The sequence below is a fragment of the Laceyella putida genome (assembly GCF_042665195.1).
In the GTDB taxonomy this organism is placed as follows: Bacteria; Bacillota; Bacilli; order Thermoactinomycetales; family Thermoactinomycetaceae; genus Laceyella; species Laceyella putida.
The window spans coordinates 1-18483 of sequence record NZ_JBHTBW010000037.1; the positions used below are offsets into that span (position 1 = coordinate 1).

Annotated in this window: 16 protein-coding genes; 8 read left to right on the forward strand and 8 right to left on the reverse strand. The window is 46.6% G+C overall.

From position 1 onward, the window contains the following. Positions 1-313: 313 nt before the first annotated feature. The 4 genes from acsA to adhP all read right to left on the reverse strand — a co-directional run bounded on the left by acsA (position 314) and on the right by adhP (position 5576). Complete coding sequence (acsA, locus tag ACFQNG_RS11745; RefSeq protein WP_379865233.1) at positions 314-2032, reverse strand: acetate--CoA ligase; 1719 nt, start codon at positions 2030-2032, stop codon at positions 314-316. Positions 2033-2261: 229 nt separating this feature from the next. After that, positions 2262-2651, reverse strand: a complete 390-nt coding sequence (locus tag ACFQNG_RS11750; RefSeq protein WP_379865235.1) for a DUF779 domain-containing protein — start codon at positions 2649-2651, stop codon at positions 2262-2264. A gap of 74 nt (positions 2652-2725) precedes the next feature. After that, positions 2726-4258: an aldehyde dehydrogenase gene (gene adh, locus ACFQNG_RS11755; protein WP_379865236.1), complete on the reverse strand. Its 1533-nt coding sequence runs from the start codon at positions 4256-4258 to the stop codon at positions 2726-2728. A 304-nt stretch (positions 4259-4562) separates the two neighbouring features. Further along, positions 4563-5576 (reverse strand): alcohol dehydrogenase AdhP, encoded by a 1014-nt coding sequence (gene adhP / locus ACFQNG_RS11760; RefSeq protein ID WP_379865238.1) that lies wholly within the window; start codon positions 5574-5576, stop codon positions 4563-4565. Between the two features lie 204 nt (positions 5577-5780). On the opposite strand from adhP, the gene ACFQNG_RS11765 reads away from it, so the two are divergent. From ACFQNG_RS11765 to ACFQNG_RS11780, 4 genes are all read left to right on the forward strand, one after another. Beyond that, a complete protein-coding gene (locus ACFQNG_RS11765) occupies positions 5781-6941 on the forward strand; it encodes an iron-containing alcohol dehydrogenase (protein ID WP_379865240.1) in 1161 nt (386 codons plus the stop codon). Next, the gene (locus tag ACFQNG_RS11770) at positions 6941-8224 is read left to right on the forward strand and encodes a sensor histidine kinase (protein ID WP_379865242.1); all 1284 of its coding nucleotides are present in this window, start codon (positions 6941-6943) and stop codon (positions 8222-8224) included. The genes ACFQNG_RS11765 and ACFQNG_RS11770 overlap by 1 nt, the downstream gene beginning before the upstream one ends. 1 nt (position 8225) lies before the next feature. Continuing rightward, a complete protein-coding gene (locus tag ACFQNG_RS11775) occupies positions 8226-9656 on the forward strand; it encodes a sigma-54-dependent transcriptional regulator (RefSeq protein WP_379865243.1) in 1431 nt (476 codons plus the stop codon). A 412-nt stretch (positions 9657-10068) separates the two neighbouring features. After that, positions 10069-11241, forward strand: a complete 1173-nt coding sequence (locus ACFQNG_RS11780; protein WP_379865244.1) for an aldehyde dehydrogenase family protein — start codon at positions 10069-10071, stop codon at positions 11239-11241. Positions 11242-11626: 385 nt separating this feature from the next. On the opposite strand, the gene ACFQNG_RS11785 is transcribed toward ACFQNG_RS11780, so the two are convergent. Together ACFQNG_RS11785 and ACFQNG_RS11790 are read right to left on the reverse strand one after the other, a co-directional pair. Next, on the reverse strand, positions 11627-12247 hold the full coding sequence (locus ACFQNG_RS11785; RefSeq protein ID WP_379865246.1) for a hypothetical protein: 621 nt from the start codon (positions 12245-12247) through the stop codon (positions 11627-11629). A 30-nt stretch (positions 12248-12277) separates the two neighbouring features. Further along, positions 12278-12847, reverse strand: coding sequence for a C39 family peptidase (locus ACFQNG_RS11790; RefSeq protein ID WP_379865247.1), 570 nt, complete (start codon positions 12845-12847; stop codon positions 12278-12280). A gap of 357 nt (positions 12848-13204) precedes the next feature. On the opposite strand from ACFQNG_RS11790, the gene ACFQNG_RS11795 reads away from it, so the two are divergent. Genes ACFQNG_RS11795 through ACFQNG_RS11810 form a run of 4 tightly spaced genes read left to right on the forward strand, consistent with a single transcriptional unit; the run spans position 13205 to position 17598 of the window. Continuing rightward, on the forward strand, positions 13205-14062 hold the full coding sequence (locus ACFQNG_RS11795) for a metallophosphoesterase (protein WP_379865248.1): 858 nt from the start codon (positions 13205-13207) through the stop codon (positions 14060-14062). 20 nt (positions 14063-14082) lie between these two features. Next, positions 14083-14409 (forward strand): PadR family transcriptional regulator, encoded by a 327-nt coding sequence (locus ACFQNG_RS11800; RefSeq protein ID WP_379865250.1) that lies wholly within the window; start codon positions 14083-14085, stop codon positions 14407-14409. 2 nt (positions 14410-14411) lie between these two features. Beyond that, the gene (locus ACFQNG_RS11805) at positions 14412-15131 is read left to right on the forward strand and encodes a VanZ family protein (RefSeq protein WP_379865251.1); all 720 of its coding nucleotides are present in this window, start codon (positions 14412-14414) and stop codon (positions 15129-15131) included. Between the two features lie 55 nt (positions 15132-15186). Further along, positions 15187-17598 (forward strand): glycoside hydrolase, encoded by a 2412-nt coding sequence (locus tag ACFQNG_RS11810; RefSeq protein ID WP_379865253.1) that lies wholly within the window; start codon positions 15187-15189, stop codon positions 17596-17598. Positions 17599-17685: 87 nt separating this feature from the next. On the opposite strand, the gene ACFQNG_RS11815 is transcribed toward ACFQNG_RS11810, so the two are convergent. Together ACFQNG_RS11815 and cyoD are read right to left on the reverse strand one after the other, a co-directional pair. Then, complete coding sequence (locus ACFQNG_RS11815; protein WP_379865254.1) at positions 17686-18024, reverse strand: hypothetical protein; 339 nt, start codon at positions 18022-18024, stop codon at positions 17686-17688. A gap of 152 nt (positions 18025-18176) precedes the next feature. Next, positions 18177-18482 carry a cytochrome o ubiquinol oxidase subunit IV gene (cyoD, locus tag ACFQNG_RS11820; RefSeq protein ID WP_379865255.1) on the reverse strand — a complete coding sequence of 102 codons (306 nt, stop codon included), beginning with the start codon at positions 18480-18482 and terminating at the stop codon, positions 18177-18179. Between the last annotated feature and the right edge of the window lies 1 nt (position 18483).

The following is an 18483-nucleotide window of genomic DNA, read 5'->3' on the forward strand; positions in this document are numbered from 1 at the left end:
CCTTGCTTTTGTTGTTATGAACATTCTAACAGGAAATCATGATGGATTCACCAGACACGCCCTAGTATGATACCGGGCTGAACCTTTGCCATGGTGGCGATTAGTCTACTCTTGAAGGCGTCAGAAGCGAAATATCCTCTTTTGCGCCTGGCAGGTTGATCATTCTACTTGTCTCTTAAAAAAGGTGACATATTGCTTTGATTAAGGCTGGTTGCCTCCTGTTGAGCACAGATGATGTTCACCTCAGATTCGAGAACCATCTCTCGAATCATTCATCTTTTAAAGTAATCGATTGCCTTCCCCTCTTCATAACTCAGCCTTCCATTGTTGACAAATCTCCAGTCGGTAAGTCCAATTCCCACGCTTTTAACACCCGGCGCATAATCTTCCCGCTTCGGGTCTTGGGCAGCTTTTCTTTAAACTCGATTTCGCGCGGAGCGGCATGGGCTGCCAACCCTTCCTTCACGAATCTGCGGATCTCTTCCTTCAATTCTTCGGATGGCTTGTATCCCTCCCTCAGGGAAACAAACGCTTTGACAATCTCTCCCCGCACCGGGTCCGGTTTGCCGATCACCCCGGCCTCGGCGATCGCCGGATGTTCCACCAATTTACTTTCCACTTCAAACGGTCCGACCCGCTCGCCCGACGTGTTGATCACGTCGTCCAAGCGCCCCTGGAACCAAAAATAACCGTCCTCATCCCTATAAGCGGTGTCGCCGGACACGTACCACTCGTGGATCCGGAAATACTCTTCGTATGTCGGCTTGTTCTTCCAGATTGATCTCATCATCGAAGGCCATGGCGTGCGGATTGCCAAGTTGCCCATCCGGTAGGGAGGAAGCTCGTTTCCTTCGTCATCGACGATGGCCGCCTCGATTCCGGGAAACGGGCGCCCCATGGACCCGGGCTTGATCTCCATACTCGGATAATTAGAGATCAAGATACCGCCTGTTTCCGTCATCCACCAAGTGTCGTGGATGCGTAGCCCGTACACCTTCAATCCCCACCGGACAACTTCCGGGTTGAGCGGCTCGCCAACGGAGAGCACGTGGCGCAATTTCGACAGATCGTACTGATTCGCCAATTCTTCCCCGGCTCCCATCAGCATGCGGAAAGCGGTGGGCGCGCTGTACCAGACCGTTACCCCGTACCTCTCCAGCGTTTGATACCAATCATCCGGACTGAACCGGCCGCCACGGATAACGATGGTGGCCCCGTTGAGCCATGGGGCGAATATCCCGTAAGATGTTCCCGTCACCCAACCGGGGTCGGCGGTGCACCAATAAATGTCGTCCTCCTGCAGGTCCAACACCCATTTTCCCGTCTGGTAGTGATGAAGCATCGCGTTGTGAACATGCAGCACACCCTTTGGTTTGCCGGTGGAACCCGATGTGTAATGAAGTAACATCCCGTCCTCGCGGTCGACCCACTCGATGTCCAGTTTGGAAGATGCCCGTTCCATCTCTAGATCGAAATCATAATGCCCTTCGTTCAAATCGCTCTTGGCACCAACGAGAATGATGTGTTTCAACGCCGGAAGTTCTTTGACCGGAATCCGTTCCAACAATGCGGGTGTGGTGATCACCGCCACCGCTTCGCTGTTTTCCATCCGATCGTGAACCGCCGCCTCCATAAATGCTTCGAACAACGGCCCGACAATCGCTCCGATCTTGATTGCTCCGAGAACGCTGAAATACAGTTCCGGAGTCCGCGGCAGGAAAACGAAAAAGCGGTCTCCTTTCTTAACTCCGAGTCGTCGCAGGACGTTGCCGAAGCGATCCGACTTCTCCTTCATCTCCGCAAAGGTGTACTGTTCTTGCCGTTCCGGGTCGCTGTAGTAAAGGGCGATCTTATCACGGCGGTCCGACTCGGCATGCCGATCGATCGCCTCGTACGCGGCGTTCACCTTTCCTGTTTTATACCAAGAAAACTCTTTTTCGACTTCTTTCCAATCAAAAGATCGGTACGTTTCCTCGTAATTTTCCATATTGTTGTTTGCCGTCATCACAGACAGACGTTCCGAGTGATTCATCAAAAACAACCCTCCGTTTTCGAAAGCATTATAAAATTATGGTCCAGTCACCATCAAACTCCTCCTTAGTACAATATCGCCAATCCCAAAGCCCGGATCTGCGTTGGCTGTTGTGTGGACATCAGAAGGAAACCAATCCTCATATTATTGAGTTTAATCAATTATAGTTAAGAACCAATTTTTCAATGTTGATTCCTTATAAGCGAGCACGACGTTCACGAAGGAATACTCAGCATTTCCTGGTGACTGAAAATACGGGGGAGAGACGTTTACGCTCATCCGGATCGTACAACCGCGACCGGATAAGAAAGCGAATTCCTAACGGAATCTCCAAGGAGAAGGAGGCTCCCCTTCCCTCGGTTACGTCGACAATCAGTTGGGTATGTTTCCAGTACTCAAATTGCGATCGGGAAATATAAAAGGGACATCCTTCGATTTCACCCAACAGGACGTCACTACCGCCCACACGAAAATCACCCTTCCGAAAACACATTGGCGCCGATCCATCACAGCAGCCACCGCTCTGGTGAAACATCAGCTCGCCGTGTTTCCTTTGAAGCCGCCGAATCACTTTTTTGGCTTCGTCGGTGGCCACGACCCGTTTGACCAGTTCTTCCATAGGCAATCCTCCTTCAGATGAAGTAAAAAACGGTAACCGCGATACTCCCGCGGTTACCGCAGCCAGACCCCGGATCAGAAGAAGCCCAACGGGTTTTTGTCGTAGGACACCAGTAGGTTCTTGGTTTGACGATAATGTTCCAGCATCATCTTGTGTGTTTCGCGGCCGATGCCGGACTGTTTGTAACCGCCGAATGCGGCGTGGGCGGGATACAGGTGATAGCAGTTGACCCACACCCGGCCGGCTTCGATTTTACGGGCCAGCTGGTATGCCTGATGGGCATCCCGAGTCCACAGTCCCGCACCCAGGCCGTAAAGGGTGTCGTTGGCAATCTCCAAGAGCTCAGCTTCGTCTTTGAAAGTGGTTACCGAAACGACGGGACCGAAAATTTCCTCCTGAAAGATGCGCATTTTGTTGTTCCCTTTGAACACCGTCGGCTGGATATAATATCCACCCGGATAATACGGGTTCTCATAGGGCTTTCCGCCGGCGAGAACTTCAGCGCCCTCTTTTTTGCCGATGTCGATATAGCTTAAGATCTTTTCAAATTGATCGTTGGACGCCTGGGCACCCATCATCGTTTCGGGATTTAGCGGATCACCCAGCTTGATTTTGGCGACGCGTTCCAAAGCCCTTTCCATGAAAGCTTCGTAGATGGATTCCTGAATCAGAGCACGAGAGGGGCAGGTGCAGACTTCTCCCTGGTTGAGAGCGAACATGGTGAACCCTTCCAATGCTTTGTCCAAAAAGATGTCGTCCTGGCTCATGACGCTTTCGGTAAAGATGTTAGGCGATTTGCCCCCCAATTCCAGGGTAACGGGCTTGATATTTTCGGAAGCATACTGCATGATCAGCCGCCCGGTGGTCGTCTCGCCGGTAAAAGCCACCTTTCCGACCCGAGGGGACGAGGCGAGTGGTGCCCCTGCTTCCGGTCCGAAACCGTTGACAATATTCAGAACCCCCGGGGGGAGCAGATCGGCAACCAATTCTGCAAAGAGCATGATCGTCGCCGGCGTTTGTTCCGCGGGCTTCAATACCACGCAATTGCCAGCGGCCAGAGCGGGGGCCAGCTTCCAGGCAGCCATCAATAGCGGGAAGTTCCAGGGGATGATCTGTCCGACGACGCCGATAGGTTCTTTGATGTGCATGGCGACGGTGTTGGCATCCAGTTCGGAAACACTGCCTTCCTCGCCCCGGATAACCCCAGCGAAGTAGCGGAAGTGATCAATGGCCAGGGGTAGATCGGCATTCAGGGTTTCGCGGATGGCTTTCCCGTTATCCCAGGTTTCGGACAAAGCTAGACGCTCCAGGTTTTGTTCCATGCGGTCTGCAATTTTGAGGAGGATATTACTCCGCTCCGTCACGGAAGTGTTGCCCCATTTTTCCTTCGCTTGATGGGCTTTGTCTAGGGCGAGGTTGATATCCTCCTTTTTGGAACGGGCTACTTGGGTAAAGACCTTTCCGTCGACGGGGGACGAGACTTCAAAATATTCCCCGTCGACCGGCGGAACCCATTCTCCGCCGATGAAGTTGTCATACTTGGCTTTATATCGAACCAAGCTTCCTTTCGTGTTCGGTGCACTGTATCCAGCAAGCTTCATGCTCATCGTTTCATCCTCCTTTTTAAAAGATGCCTTGGTAAACAAAATCAATTTCTCTAACTCGTTAGCAACATCCACGGACCGGAGACATACCCAGCGAGGTACCGAAGGCCGGACGGGAGAAAAGTTCAACAGTCCACGGATTCCGGCGGCTGGATTCCATCAAGGGAGTATCCATGTTCAACTGCTTTTCGCACAGAGTCTCCCAGCAGGAATTGCAGTAGTCGCACACACCGCAGGCATAACCCAGCCACGGGATCGCCACCCGATCGATAGGGGATAACTACGAGAAAACGAAAACGCTTTCAACTCACTCTAACGTCAAGACAACACGACCGTTGATTTGTCCCTTCTCCATACGCTCAAAAACTTCATTAATCTTTTCGAGAGGTTGTGTTTCAATAATTGTCGTCACTTTGCCGCGGGCTGCGAAATCTAAAGCCTCTTGCAGGTCTTTTCTTGTACCAACAATCGAGCCTTTTACGGTGACGCCGTTGAGAACCGTATCGAAGATTGGAATCGGCAACTCCCCGGTCGGAAGACCAACTACAACGAGAGAGCCACCGCGTCTTACAGAACGATACGCTTGTTCAAACGCCTTTGGAGTCACTGCCACACTTACTGCGGCATGAGCACCGCCGACTTGGTCTTGAATTGCTTCTACAGGATCGACAGATTTACCGTTGACCGTAAGATCCGCTCCCAACTTCTTGGCAAGTTCAAGTTTCTCATCTTGGATATCCACCGCAATTACGTTAAATCCCATAGCTTTCGCATATTGCAGAGCAACGTGTCCGAGACCGCCGATACCATAAATCGCGACCCAGTCGCCCGGTTTTGCATCCGTAACCTTCAGAGCTTTATAAGTGGTTACACCGGCACAAAAGATGGGGGCTGCTTCTTCAAAACTCAGGTTATCAGGGATTTTGGCCACATAGGCAGCAGGTGCCTTGCAGTATTCCGCGTATCCGCCATCAACCGAATAGCCAGCATTCAATTGGTTTTTGCACAATGTTTCCCAACCGGTCAAACAGTATTCGCATTCACCGCATGCGGAGTAGAGCCACGGAATTCCGACGCGATCTCCAACTTTGATGGAGGTTACCCCTTCTCCGACTTTTTCTACGACACCTACCCCTTCGTGGCCCGGAATCAAGGGAAGCTTCGGTTTCACCGGCCAATCTCCGTTAGCGGCATGGAGGTCGGTGTGGCACACTCCGCAAGCTTTGATCTTTACCAAGATTTCGCCGTAACCGAGTTCCGGAATCGGCACCTCTTTGATTTCCAAACTTTGATGAAACTGATTGACAACTGCAGCCTTCATTTTTGATTCCTCCTAAGTATTTATTGTGTTTACAACACACTTACTTAAATTTGCAAAACTCGTGCCAATCCAAAAATAAAGTAATATCATAAGATTCTAGTGGGATAGGGACGAAGTTTCGACATTTTAGGACGAAAAAACGGCTGATATGACTTTTTTTCGTCCTTTCGTTTCGTTAAAGTAAGAACTAAGGGAGGAGTCTCAATGGGGATAACTAAATTCATGACACCGGAAATTATTTTTGGCACCCATTCTTTGAGCCAAGTTGGGGAAAGTATGCTTCGGTTAGGAGCGAAAAAGGTATTCGTCGTCTCCGATCCAGGAGTTGTGAATGCCAGTTGGGTGGAAAAAGCCATCCATTATCTAAAAGAATGCAAACTGGATTATTACTTGTGGTCAGACACAACTCCAAATCCAAAGGATTATGAGGTGGAGGTAGGTGTTAAGGCATATCGTGAAAGCGGTTGCAACGCGGTTGTTGGAATTGGGGGAGGAAGTGCAATTGACGCGGCAAAGTCGATTGCCTTACTGGGGACCAATGAAGGGACGATCCATCAATATGAAGGGGTGGATCATGTTGCCCGTCCGCTTCCGCCAATGGTAATGGTTCCCACAACCGCAGGGGCGGGCTCCGAAGTGTCTCAGTTCTCAATTATCGTCGATTCAAAGCGAAAGGTTAAAATGACGATTATCTCCAAGTCGTTAATTCCCGATATTGCGATTATTGACCCCCAGACCTTAATGACTAAAGACGCGCGTTTAACAGCAAATACAGGAATGGATGCCCTGACACATGCAATTGAATCCTATATTTCTTTGGCAGCCACTCCTCTGACTGAAGTGTATTCGTTACAAGCAATTCGCTTAATTGCGAAGTACCTGAGACCTTCTGTGGCAAGCCAGCACAATCGCGAAGCAAAAGAAGCAATGGCGATGGCAAGCCTGCAGGCAGGAATTGCTTTTTCCAATGCGATTTTGGGAGCCGTTCATGCGATGTCACATCAATTAGGCGGGTTTTTGGATCTTCCGCACGGAGAAGTCAATGCTATTTTGTTGCCTTATGTGTTGGAGTTTAATATGATCTCTTCTCCTGAGAAATACAAAAATATAGCCGCAGCATTTGGCGAGAACGTGAACGGTCTCAGCTTAACGGATGCGGCTCAATTGGCCATCAAAGCGGTTAAAGACTTGGCAAGCGATCTCGATATTCCCGACTCCCTGTCAAATTTGGGCCTGCAAGAAGAGCAGCTTGATTTTTTAAGCCATAATGCGGTTCAGGATGCCTGTATGGTCACAAATCCGCGGGACATGTCCGCTACAGATGTGAAGATGTTGTTCCACAAAGTGCTTAGGTGTGAGTTCTAATGCGCGGAAAACAAGAGTTGATTGATAAATTGACAGGAATCCGGTCTTCGCGAAGAAGCTATTACAGCGAATTAAACGCTATGGTTGAAGAAATGCAGAAAAAGAATAAACAGTTGGAAGTGATTAACCAATTAACTCAAATCCATGTGAACAAGTCATGGGAAGAAGTCAGTATCTACATCGCATCCCAGCTTTCTCAAGTGCTTACTTTTGACCGGTTTGTGTTGACTCTCATAGACCATTCTGATCTATTCTTTTACATTTCGGAACAGGATGGAGCAAACTGGTCTTGTCACTTAGTCAAAAGACAAAATCAAACGGGCACAACCATGTCGATTACAGAATTTAAAAAGTTATTAAAAAGGGAGATATCGGACAGTTATGGTACGTCCGTTTGTTTGCAAAATCAGGCTGGAAAAATATATGGATTTCTCACTCTCTTGAATCGGGAAAAAGTGGAGTATCCCCAAGAGGAGTTTCAGTTTTATAAGAGGATCGGCGAACATGTGCGAGTATCCATCGAAAACATCCTCCTGTTTAAGGATGTTAGTGAAAAAGTGAAAATCGAGGCTCAGCTCATTCAGTCGGCAAAAATGGCCGCTTTAGGCGAGATGGCTGCAGGAATCGCCCATGAACTGAACAGTCCCTTAACAGCGATTCTGGGAAATGTCCAGCTTCTTATGCGAGAAATCAAAGACGGGCGATTAGGCAAGATGTTAACCGATATTTATCAATGCGGCCTTCGCAGCAAAAAAATTATACAAAACTTATTAGCGTTCTCGAGACAAGAAGAATATCAATTTGAAAATATACACCTATGTGATGTGGTTGAAGATGTATTAAGTTTAGTAGGATATCAACTATCTGTTTCCGGTATTTCAATAAAAAAAGAAACGGATCTCACCATTCCTCACGTCAGAGGCAGCCGTCATCAAATCGAACAGGTTTTGATCAACCTTCTTCTCAATGCAAAAGATGCCGTACAAGGAAAAAGCAACCCGGAAGTCATCGTTGGAACCTGTCTCACTTGTTTGGAGGAGCGACATTACGTTTCGGTCTACGTGCGCGATAATGGAGTTGGAATTGAAGAAGAACATATATCCCAGATATTCAATCCTTTCTTCACAACAAAAGAAAAAATGAAGGGCACCGGCCTCGGACTTTCCGTAAGTCTTGGCATCGCAGAGTCTCATGGCGGGAAGCTGCTGGTAGACAGTAAGGTCAACGAGTACAGCCAATTTTCCCTTCTGCTGCCAATCCAATCTATTGAGGGAGGGGAGTAAAGTGAAGAGGGTGCTTGTAGTTGATGATGAAATCGAAGTGACATCTTTTTTTCGGTATTTCTTGGAAGATAAGGATTGTGATGTGGTGGTTGCCAATTCAGGGCGAGAAGTGGAGGAGCTTCTTTTCCAACAGACACCCGCTTTTCACCTGGCATTGGTGGATTTAAAGATGCCTGATGCAGATGGACTGGAGTTGTTGTCAAAAATTAAAGCAAAACACCCTGCCTGTGAAGTAATTATTATGACCGGCTACAGTACCGTCAAATCAGCTGTTTTAGCAATTCAAGCGGGGGCAAAAGACTATCTGGAAAAACCATTTGATGACCTGGACAGCCTGGAAAGAGTAATTGATTCAGTACTGATGAACACTTTCATCAAAGAAGAAAAACTGAATTTAGAAGCGGCGGAGTATGGGATCGTTTTTTCGCCTTCAAGCCCATTGCAGAAAGTTCTTACCGTAGCGAGCAAATTGGCGAAGAAAGCGATTAACATTTTAATCGAGGGAGAAACAGGGACTGGCAAGGAACTATTAGCGCGGTTTATTCACGGTTCCAGTCTGCGAGCCCAATATCCGTTCGTGGGCATCAATTGCGGGGCGATACCGGAATCCCTGCTAGAGAGTGAACTGTTCGGACACGAAAAAGGGGCATTTTCCGGGGCGATCAAGACCCGCAAGGGGTATTTTGAGCTGGCAAACAATGGAACGCTATTCCTGGATGAGATCGGAGAGGCACCGACTTCTATCCAGGTAAAATTGTTGCGCGTGTTAGAGACGGGAGAGTTCATGAGGGTAGGCAGTGAAGAGATACGAAAGAGTAATGTGCGGTTCATTTCAGCCACAAATCGAAATTTGGAATCCGAGGTTGAAAACAACCGATTTCGTGCCGATCTTTTGTACCGGTTGGAGGGAGTGAAATTGTCAATCCCTCCTTTGCGGGAAAGACGCGAGGATATTCCGCTGATTGCGCAGAACTATCTTGACAAAAAATATGGCGGTAAGTGCAGGCTTGATTCGGATACCGCCCAGATCTTAAAAATGTACGATTGGCCTGGTAACGTGAGACAGCTCCATAACGTACTCAATCAGACACATGCCATTCATGACTGTAAGAGATTAACACCGGACCATCTTCCAAAGTATCTGGTAAACAGAGCGCAGAATCCCGATAAAGAAATATCGGTTGCAATGCAAACAGAAGATTTTATTGAGCGGGAAGCTAAACAATTTGTGCAACGTCTGATAAATGGTTTAGACTCTGTCGAGCAGATTGATTTGAAAAAAGTAATGAAGCGGATCAGACAGATGGAAGGGGAAATCGGGAGAAAAATTATTGAAAAGGGGCTGTCTGAAACACAGGGAAACAGGCAATTATTGAGCAAGAAATTAAATATTACAACGAGGGTACTTCGATATATTTTAAATGAGAAGTAAAGAATCGTCTCACAGATTTTCGATGTCATATATCAATGAATCACGATATTCTTCTAATTTATCCAACAAGAGTTGAAAACAGTTTGACACTTCGATGTTTCCTCGTTGATTATACTCCTCTCCATCTTGGAGAGGAGTTGTTAATCATTTCTGATTTCCGTTTGGGTGGAGAAATGGCTATTGCGATCGCTCCAAAACCGTTTTTCCATTCGCTTCACGTGTCCATCGGCGCTCATCGGAAAAGGTTTTTCCGCCTTCTTCCAATGGTCAACTTGATTTGCCAGACACGCCCCAGTCGAGGAGTTCTAACTTCATGCAGGTACAACCACCGGAAACCCTTGGCAAAAATGCAATTGGCGAATAAGAAAGACGTGGATGAGGCATATAAGGCTGCACGAGACGCGCAGAAAGTATGGGAAGCTGTGCCTGCTTTGATAAATCAGCAATAATCGAAAAGGCGGCACAAATCCTGGAAAATCGAAAGGAGGAAGTCATCAATCTTATCATAGATGAGACGGGGAGTTCTTTTGTTAAAGCGAATTTTGAAGTAAATAGCGCAATCCATTTCATGAAGGAAACGGCAACTTATCCTTTGCGCATGCGTGGAGAAATTCTGCCATCTCTTATACCGGGCAAAGAAAATCGGGTATATCGTATTCCATTAGGTGTAGTGGGTGTGATTGCCCCGTGGAATGTTCCGCTCCATCTGGCTATGCGTTCCGTGACAGCGGCACTGGCGGCAGGAAACGGCGTTGTGCTAAAACCCGACTTACAAACGTTTATCGCCGGTGGGATCATTATTGCTGAGGTGTTTCAGGAAGCCGGAATCCCTGATGGGTTGTTGAACGTTATTGTCTATGATCTTAATGAAATTGGAGACTATTTTTTAGAACACCCGGTTCCGAGAATGATTTCATTCACTGGATCAACGGCTGCCGGACGGCATATAGCAACGGTTGCCGCCCAGCATCTCAAAAAAGCCGCTCTTGAGCTGGGAGGCAATAGCGCATTTGTTGTACTCGATGACGCAGATGTAGAACAAGCCGCTTCAGCCGCCGTTTTCGGAAAATTTATCCATCAGGGCCAAATTTGTATGTCTGTCAACAGAATCATTGTAGACCGTAAAATCTATAAACAGTTTGTTGATGTGTTTATGGAGAAAGTTTGCAAAATAAAAGTGGGAAATCCTGCAGAACACGATACGATCATTGGCCCGCTTATCAATAGAAAACAAGTGGATCGAATCCTGAACTTAATAGACAAGAGCGTGCAAGAAGGAGCCAAGCTGATTTTTAAAGGAAATGTAAAGGGCAATTTGATGGAACCATTCATTCTCATCGACGCCAGAAATGACATGGCCATTGCACAGAACGAAATTTTTGGTCCTGTTGCCGTTATCATTCCGGTGGACAGCGAAGAAGAGGCCATTGAAGCGGCCAATGGTACGCTGTACGGGCTAAGCGGATCAGTTTTCGCCGGAACGATTGAAAGAGGGATTCGTGTCGCTGAGCAAATTCAAACCGGAATGATTCACGTCAATGATCAAAGTGTAAACGATGAACCGCGTCAATATCCTTTCTCTTAAATGGTTTATAACTGCATTTAATCCTCATGGAAAGGCGCAGGGACGAAACCGGAAAAGTTCGTTTCGTCCCGCTCATACATGAATGATGAGCGGGTTATCACAATCTGAACGGGAGAGATGTGATGACACGAGGAGCGTGAAAAGACTGCTTTCACAGAAAAAAGAGTTACAAGACTGGATGCTGTAATGAAAAAAGGAAAACCACGGATCAAATTTGATCTGTGGTTTTCCATCTTTCAAGACCTGCTCAAATTGTGGTCCAACGAAGGATAACTTCAGCCTGTCTGAGCGAATATTTGCTTGCGCTGTGAATGCTGCGATCAACATCAAAAACGAAGGACTGAAAGAGCTATCCTGATTTTTTATAACCGTAGGGGTTACAGAATTAATTAAGATGGCCTTTCATCTTTGCGATTACATCGGAAGGGGAAAGCTTTCTGCCGGCGGGCAGATTTAATACTTTGGCGGCACCTTGGCTCAGATAAACGTTTTCGCTTTTGCTTGTCTTAGCAACGAAGATGCCTTGTCCTTCAAATTCGAAGTAACGGATTTGGTTGTCTCTTTTTACATTGGTTTTCGCGGCTTTGTACATTTTCATCAAATCTTTGCTGCGGTTTTTCCCGCCCATTTTAATAGGTTCGGCATGATTGGCGACAACAATGCCCTGCGGCTGGTCTCCTTTCATCATGAACCAAAGCTTTTCATCGGAAGGTTTCAGCATTCCGGCAAGGCTGGTCCCTTTATAAGATCTGATTCCTCCTGCGTCTGGCGTAAGGGAAATCGGAATGGAGAAGGAAGAGAGTTTGAGTCCCTCAACTGAGACGGCTTCATGAGGCATTAAAGATTTCCCCTGCTTTGGAGATTTTTGCGAAATCGCTTTCAGATAGTCGTTAAACGCTGTTTTTTCAGGTTGGTCTGAAGCGAACCCGCTACCGATAAAACCGACTAGTCCGACAGTGGCGACGACAGCGATGGTAGGGATGATGAATTTTAAGCTTCTTAGCATGACCTATCTCCTCCTTGATGTTATCCATGATCAGTAACCGACATCATAGATGAGTTCTCTCCAATAAAAATTGTTGTTGTTTTTGAACGAATTGTAATTCATATAGTAGTGATCTCCGTACCAAGGGTCCATGTATTCTACATAATTGGTGTTGTTAGATGTGAAATACCCATCCATAACGACAAAATGTCCAATCGTGGCCCCGTTTGTCCACCAGATAAGCGGAATCATCGGTCTGCCATTGTTGATTTGTGATTGAATAAATGAGTAGTTGGGGTAATACCAATTTCCGTTGTAATTTGTCCATCTGGATGTTAAACCATTGTGGGACAGCCCTTTTTGGATTTCGTAACTGGTTGCGGGGTTATTATAGTACCCACCTTTGACAGCATAAGCAAAATCATATTGAGAAACGTTTTTGCCTTTATATTGCGCAACCGCGGCACCACTTGCCGCCCAACACCAGTTGCTGTACACCTGTTTGATTTCGGGGACGTAAGCACCGTAAGCATTCGCTTGTTCAGACGTTACCAATTGGAGTCCCATGGCGGAAACGAAAGAGAAAAGTATGTAAACAAAAAATAGTCTAACTCTGGTCACGGATGCACTTCCTCTCTTTTGTTGGTTAAGAATGATGGAACAAGTAGCAGAGAAGTTCAGATTCAACTAACTGATGCACCCCTCCTTCAATTGAAAATGGAATTTTAAGATTGTACAAACTATTAAATATATTCGCGAAATCAATTATATAACATATTGAGCGGATATAAAATCATATTTGGATCTCATTTTCGAATAGTACTCTATCCTTGTTAAGTGTAACAATCATAGTTGACCGCAGAAATAAGCAGTTAAAAGGTATTTCCATTTTAAAAATACATTGTATTTCGATGTATGTAGTGTTAACATGTATTCGTGATTTGAAAACATGTTGATATTTTTCCATGAGGTGCATTTATGAAAACCGAAACGTCCGTCAACCGAAGAACGTTTATTAAGAGAACCATCCAATATGCTTTAGGTGTCTTCGGATCTCTGGGTTTATCTTCGTTTTATTCTTATTGGATCGAACCCCATTTCATTGAAACGAAAAAGGTAGACATCATTCTACCACGTTTACCTGAATCTTTCCGTGATTTCCGCATTTGCCATTTCAGTGACTTGCATCTGGGAGACCATTTTAAACCGGGTGATTTGCTTTCTGTGGCAGAGCTGATTCAATCAACCAACGCCGATGTGATCTGCTTTACCGGTGATCTTTTTGACCACCAGCCCGTTGGAGTGTCAAAAACGATTCGATGCTTATCCCAACTTCATGCGCCATTTGGGAAATATGCGGTACTGGGGAATCACGATAACTGGGGAAACCGCTGGGACGTCGAGCGGGTGTTGCGAAAAGCGGATTTCCGCCTTTTGGAAAATAAACACGTTCCTTTGAGAAAAAGGGGGCAGGAGATCTTTCTTGCAGGGGTGGATGACCCGTGGGTGGGCAAGCCGGAGATTGAACAGGCCTTGCAAGGCATTCCCGAAAATGCCTGTACGATCCTGCTTGCGCATGAGCCGGATTTTGCCGACGAATATGCCCATTATCCGGTTGATCTGCAATTATCCGGCCACAGTCATGGGGGACAAGTGTGCCTTCCGTTTGTGGGACCGATTTATACTCCGCCCCATTCACAAAAATATCCGAGTGGATTGTATCAGGTAAATAGCGATTTTCAAGTGTACACCACAAGGGGGATCGGAATGACAAGGTTTCCTATTCGGTTTAATTGCAGACCAGAAATCACCGTCATTACCTTAAAATCAACATAACCAAAGAGGTGAGAGTTGTCGTGGAAAAAGAGTTGTTAAAAGGAAGTATTGATCTTATTCTTCTTTCGCTGATCGCACAAGAGGATCAATACGGTTATTCATTGGCCAAAAAGATAAAAGTGTTGAGTGGTGAAATGTATGAAATCGGTGAAGGAACCTTATATCCAGCCTTAAAGCGCCTGGAATCGAAAAAAGCCATTGAATCTTATTGGGGAGAAAATGGCAACGGGGGCCGGCGGAAATACTATCGCATCACGAAGCAAGGGCTTCAGCTGATGGAAGAAAAAATAAAAGGTTGGCATGCCATGCATAACCTGATTACGGCAGCCTTAAACGGGGAGGGATAAAAATGGGCCTGGAAGAGTATTTGGACAAGATTGTTCGTGGGTTGCCCTGCTCCAAACGGAAAAAACAAGACATTTATGATGAGCTGCTCGATCACCTGCAAATGTTGAAAGAAGAGTTTGCCAGTGATGGATATGATGAACGGAAAGCGGAACAATTGGCGATAGAGGCGTTTGGGACCCATCAGACCATCGCCAGGGAACTCAAAAAATCCCTTCCCCTCATCGATGAGTATCGCAAAAAATGGGTGGGAATGGGATTTCTCGTGTACATGCTTTCAATGGTTTATCTGCTTTTCATCAATATGGACCGTTTTGTGGGCAGGGATTTCATCATACACAGAAGAGCGCAGTTTCCGGAGTACAGTTATGTATATCATAATTTGGTCCCGTTCCATACCATAAAAAATTACCTGATCTATTTTGATCACTATCCCTTATTCAATTGGGTTTGCAATCTGTTCGGGAACATTATTTTCTTTATCCCGCTGGGTCTGCTGTTGCCTTTGCTGTTCTCAAGCTGCCATCCATTGGAGCGGTTGTTTGCCTACCTTTTTTCCACCAGCTTCTTCTTTGAAACACTTCAATATTTGTTTGATTTGGGACGTTTTGATGTGGATGATATTCTCCTTAATTTGACAGGCGGCCTTCTTGGCTATGCCCTCTATCGCCTTTTTTATTTGCGTCAGCGGAGATTGAGACATGATGAAGAGCAGAATGGGTGACTGATGGGAGATCGTGAGCCGCGACAAAGAAATGGATTTTGCAAGGAGGATGTTTATGCATAAGAAGAAAATGGCCTTCATCTTTATCGGTGTATTTGTGGCGATGGCATTAGTGGTGTGCATGTTCATGGAGCGGAACGCTTTTTCTTTCGGGAAGGCTTCTGCGGGAGAGATTGACACTTCAGATGCAACCAAGATCAACCCTCTATCCGACGAACGGCAAGTGTCCGGATCGAAGCTCGTTTTGAAAACAAAAGAATTGGAAGTGCACATGGTTCCAAGCACATGGGAACTCAAGATGAGGGTGCCCGGCAAGCCGTTTCAAACGATTTCCCAAGCCCAAGCGGCCGTGAACATTCAACATATGCGGAAAGGAAGCAGTAGCGCCAGTTGGGAAGTTCCTGCAAAAGGGCTTAAGATACTGGTCCAAGTTGTGAAAAAATCGGTCAAAGTGAAGGTGGAGGCAAACAAAGAAACAGCTGTCACGTGGCCGGTGCTTGGAAATAAAGCGGAGAATAAGGCCATGATTCTCCCTTTGGCCGAGGGGCGTTACGTGCCGACACGGGACAAAGATTGGATTCAATATTTGACGGAAAGAGGCGAATCCTCTCTTAACGAAGCGTTTTCCATGCCCTTTTGGGGAGTGCAAGGGAATGGCTGCACCCTGACTTATCGAGTGGACAACCCGTTTAATGATTCCGTGACCTTTGGGAATGATCATGAACACTTGAGACTGAGTGTAAAGCATGATTTCACCAAAAAAACCATACACCAGGCATACGGGGTAGCCATTTATTGGGGAAAGGGCGACTTGAACGAACCGGCCAAAGTCTTTCGCCAAACCTTGGTTGATCGGAGCCAATTTGTGAGCCTTCATGCTAAAATCCGGAAAAACCCGTCCGTCCGAAAGTTGCTCGGAGCGGCCCATGTGTACATATGGGGCAGTGGCCATTTATCTCCGGATGACATCAAGGATTGGGGGAAATTCGCAAAACGGATTGTCGGGCAAGCGCAAGCGAATGGCCCATCTCCCGGGAAACGGGTATGGCAGTTGCTTGACTCAGAGGGGCGGAATACCTTAACGAAGATCGCTTCGCAAAATGACGCGGACAAATTCCAAAAAGAAACCGTTGCGAGAAGCTTGGACGCAGTCCTGAGCAATCGCGGGTTCTATCAGGAAGAAGCGTGGAAAAACACCCATCTTGCTCAAAAAACAAAAACGTTATTGAGCAAACCCATTTCATCATTGAATGAATCATCGGTTTATCAGTTAAATGATTGGTTGCTTCACGATGCATTCCCAGAAGTGTTGACACCCGTATCTTCTTGGGGAGACGGCGTTTCTACGAAAATATTGAAACAGTTCCACTCCGCCGGATTGGATCGCTTATGGCTGGGGGTAGCGGATTGGGAATTGGCGTACAAGCACCCACAATTTGTCAAGCTAGCCCAATCGATGGGATATTTGGCGGCCACATATGATTCATACAACACGGTCCTGAATCCGAAAAACCCGGAGGACCCATCTTTCAAAACCGCGATTTTTGATCAATGGCTGTATGACCATGGTGCCATCGTGAGGGCCGACGGGATGAAAGTCCCCGGTTTCCAAAGGAAAGGGTATACCGCGAGCCCGCTTGTCACAGCTCCTTATGTTGAAAAGAGGCACTCCTCCATCATGAAGAACGTGAACCTGAATTCGTGGTTTGTCGATGCGGATGGTGACGGGCAATTGCACGAAGATTACTCTGCCGAGCACCCGGCGACGCAGAAAGACGACATGAATGCAAAGATCAAACGCTTAAATTGGTTCGCCGACCATCGTTTGGTCGTCGGCACGGAAAATGGCGTATGGTATACCGCTCCGGCCGTTGCCTTTGCCCACGGTATGACTACCCCGGCACTTGGGGGTTGGGTCGATAAGGATATGGGAGACAAATCATCCAAGTATTATCTCGGCGGATACTGGCCTCCGGAAGGGCCCGATGTCTTTATGAAGCCCGTTCCGATCAAACCGAAATATCATCGCGTATTTATCGACCCTCGGTTCCAATTCCCTTTATATGAATTGGTTTTCCACGATTCCGTCATCACGACGCACCACTGGGGAATGGGCAGTTTGAAACTGCGCGATGAAACGAAAACCCGTGCGCTGACCGAAATGCTGTATGATGTTCCGCCGTTGTATCATTTGAATCTCAACGCGTGGAATCAGGATAAAGCCATCATCAAGAAACATTACAGGTTTTTTTCGCCAGTGCATAAACAAGCTTCCTTGTTGGAAATGACCCGCTTTGATTGGTTGACTCCCGATCGTTCCATCCAAAAAACGGTCTATGGGGGAAAACTCGAAATAGTGGCCAACTATTCACCGAAACCATTTCAATACAAAAAGCAAAACATTCCGGTTGAGAGTGTGTGGATTCATTGGTTGAAAAATGGTAAGACACAAGTATACACGCCTTAAGGCATAGGCCGGCGCTTGAAGACATGGGAGCATTTTTGCGGGAAATCCAGTTGGCGGAAGATGGGATGAGAAGGCGGATCGGATAGCTTATCCACCTCCAGAGTTGAGGTCATTGAAAATGCTAAGGCGTGTCTGATAAATATGGCGGCGGCTCCAAACCCGTTGTCCCATTCGCTTCACTTGTCCATCGGCGCTCATCGGGAAAAAGATTTTCCGCCGCCTCCTATCGATCAACTTGATTTGCCAGACATGCCCTAGTAGTAACACAAACAACAAAGGCAGACCGTTTTCCGTCTGCCTCCAATCATGTTCGAAATTTATATAAATATCCCAATATAGGGATAAGAAACTCGTAGCAATAGCAGATAAAGAAAAATCGTGAAAATTGATTTTCGATAAAAAGGTTGAAGCAATGGCAAGAATCACGCGGGCACCGCCCAATTTTTCTTAGTTCTTCGGCTAAATTAGGGAACTCCGTGTCAACATGGAGATCGGTCCCTATGAAAAAACTCTCCATGCAACCAAAGGCTGCACAGAGAGTTGTCCAAGAAGGGATATAAATCTTTGTGAACAAAGGATCAGTGAACTTGTGAGTTGAACGACATAATCCAGATGGAGCCGGCCACAATGGTGAAAGTCAAGATCGCGCCAATGATTAAAGCCATCACATTGTAGCGCGGTTTTTCACCTTCATTGATGTGCATAAAGAAAAACAATTGAACAAACAGTTGCAGAACGGCCATCGCCAAAATCGTGAAGGTAAGGAGTCCCTTGCCCAACATGTGGTTCAATACAAGCACCAAAGGAATGATTGTCAATATGATTGAAAGGATAAACCCTGTGACATAGGTTTTTAAAGATCCGTGATTTTCATGTTGTGACAAG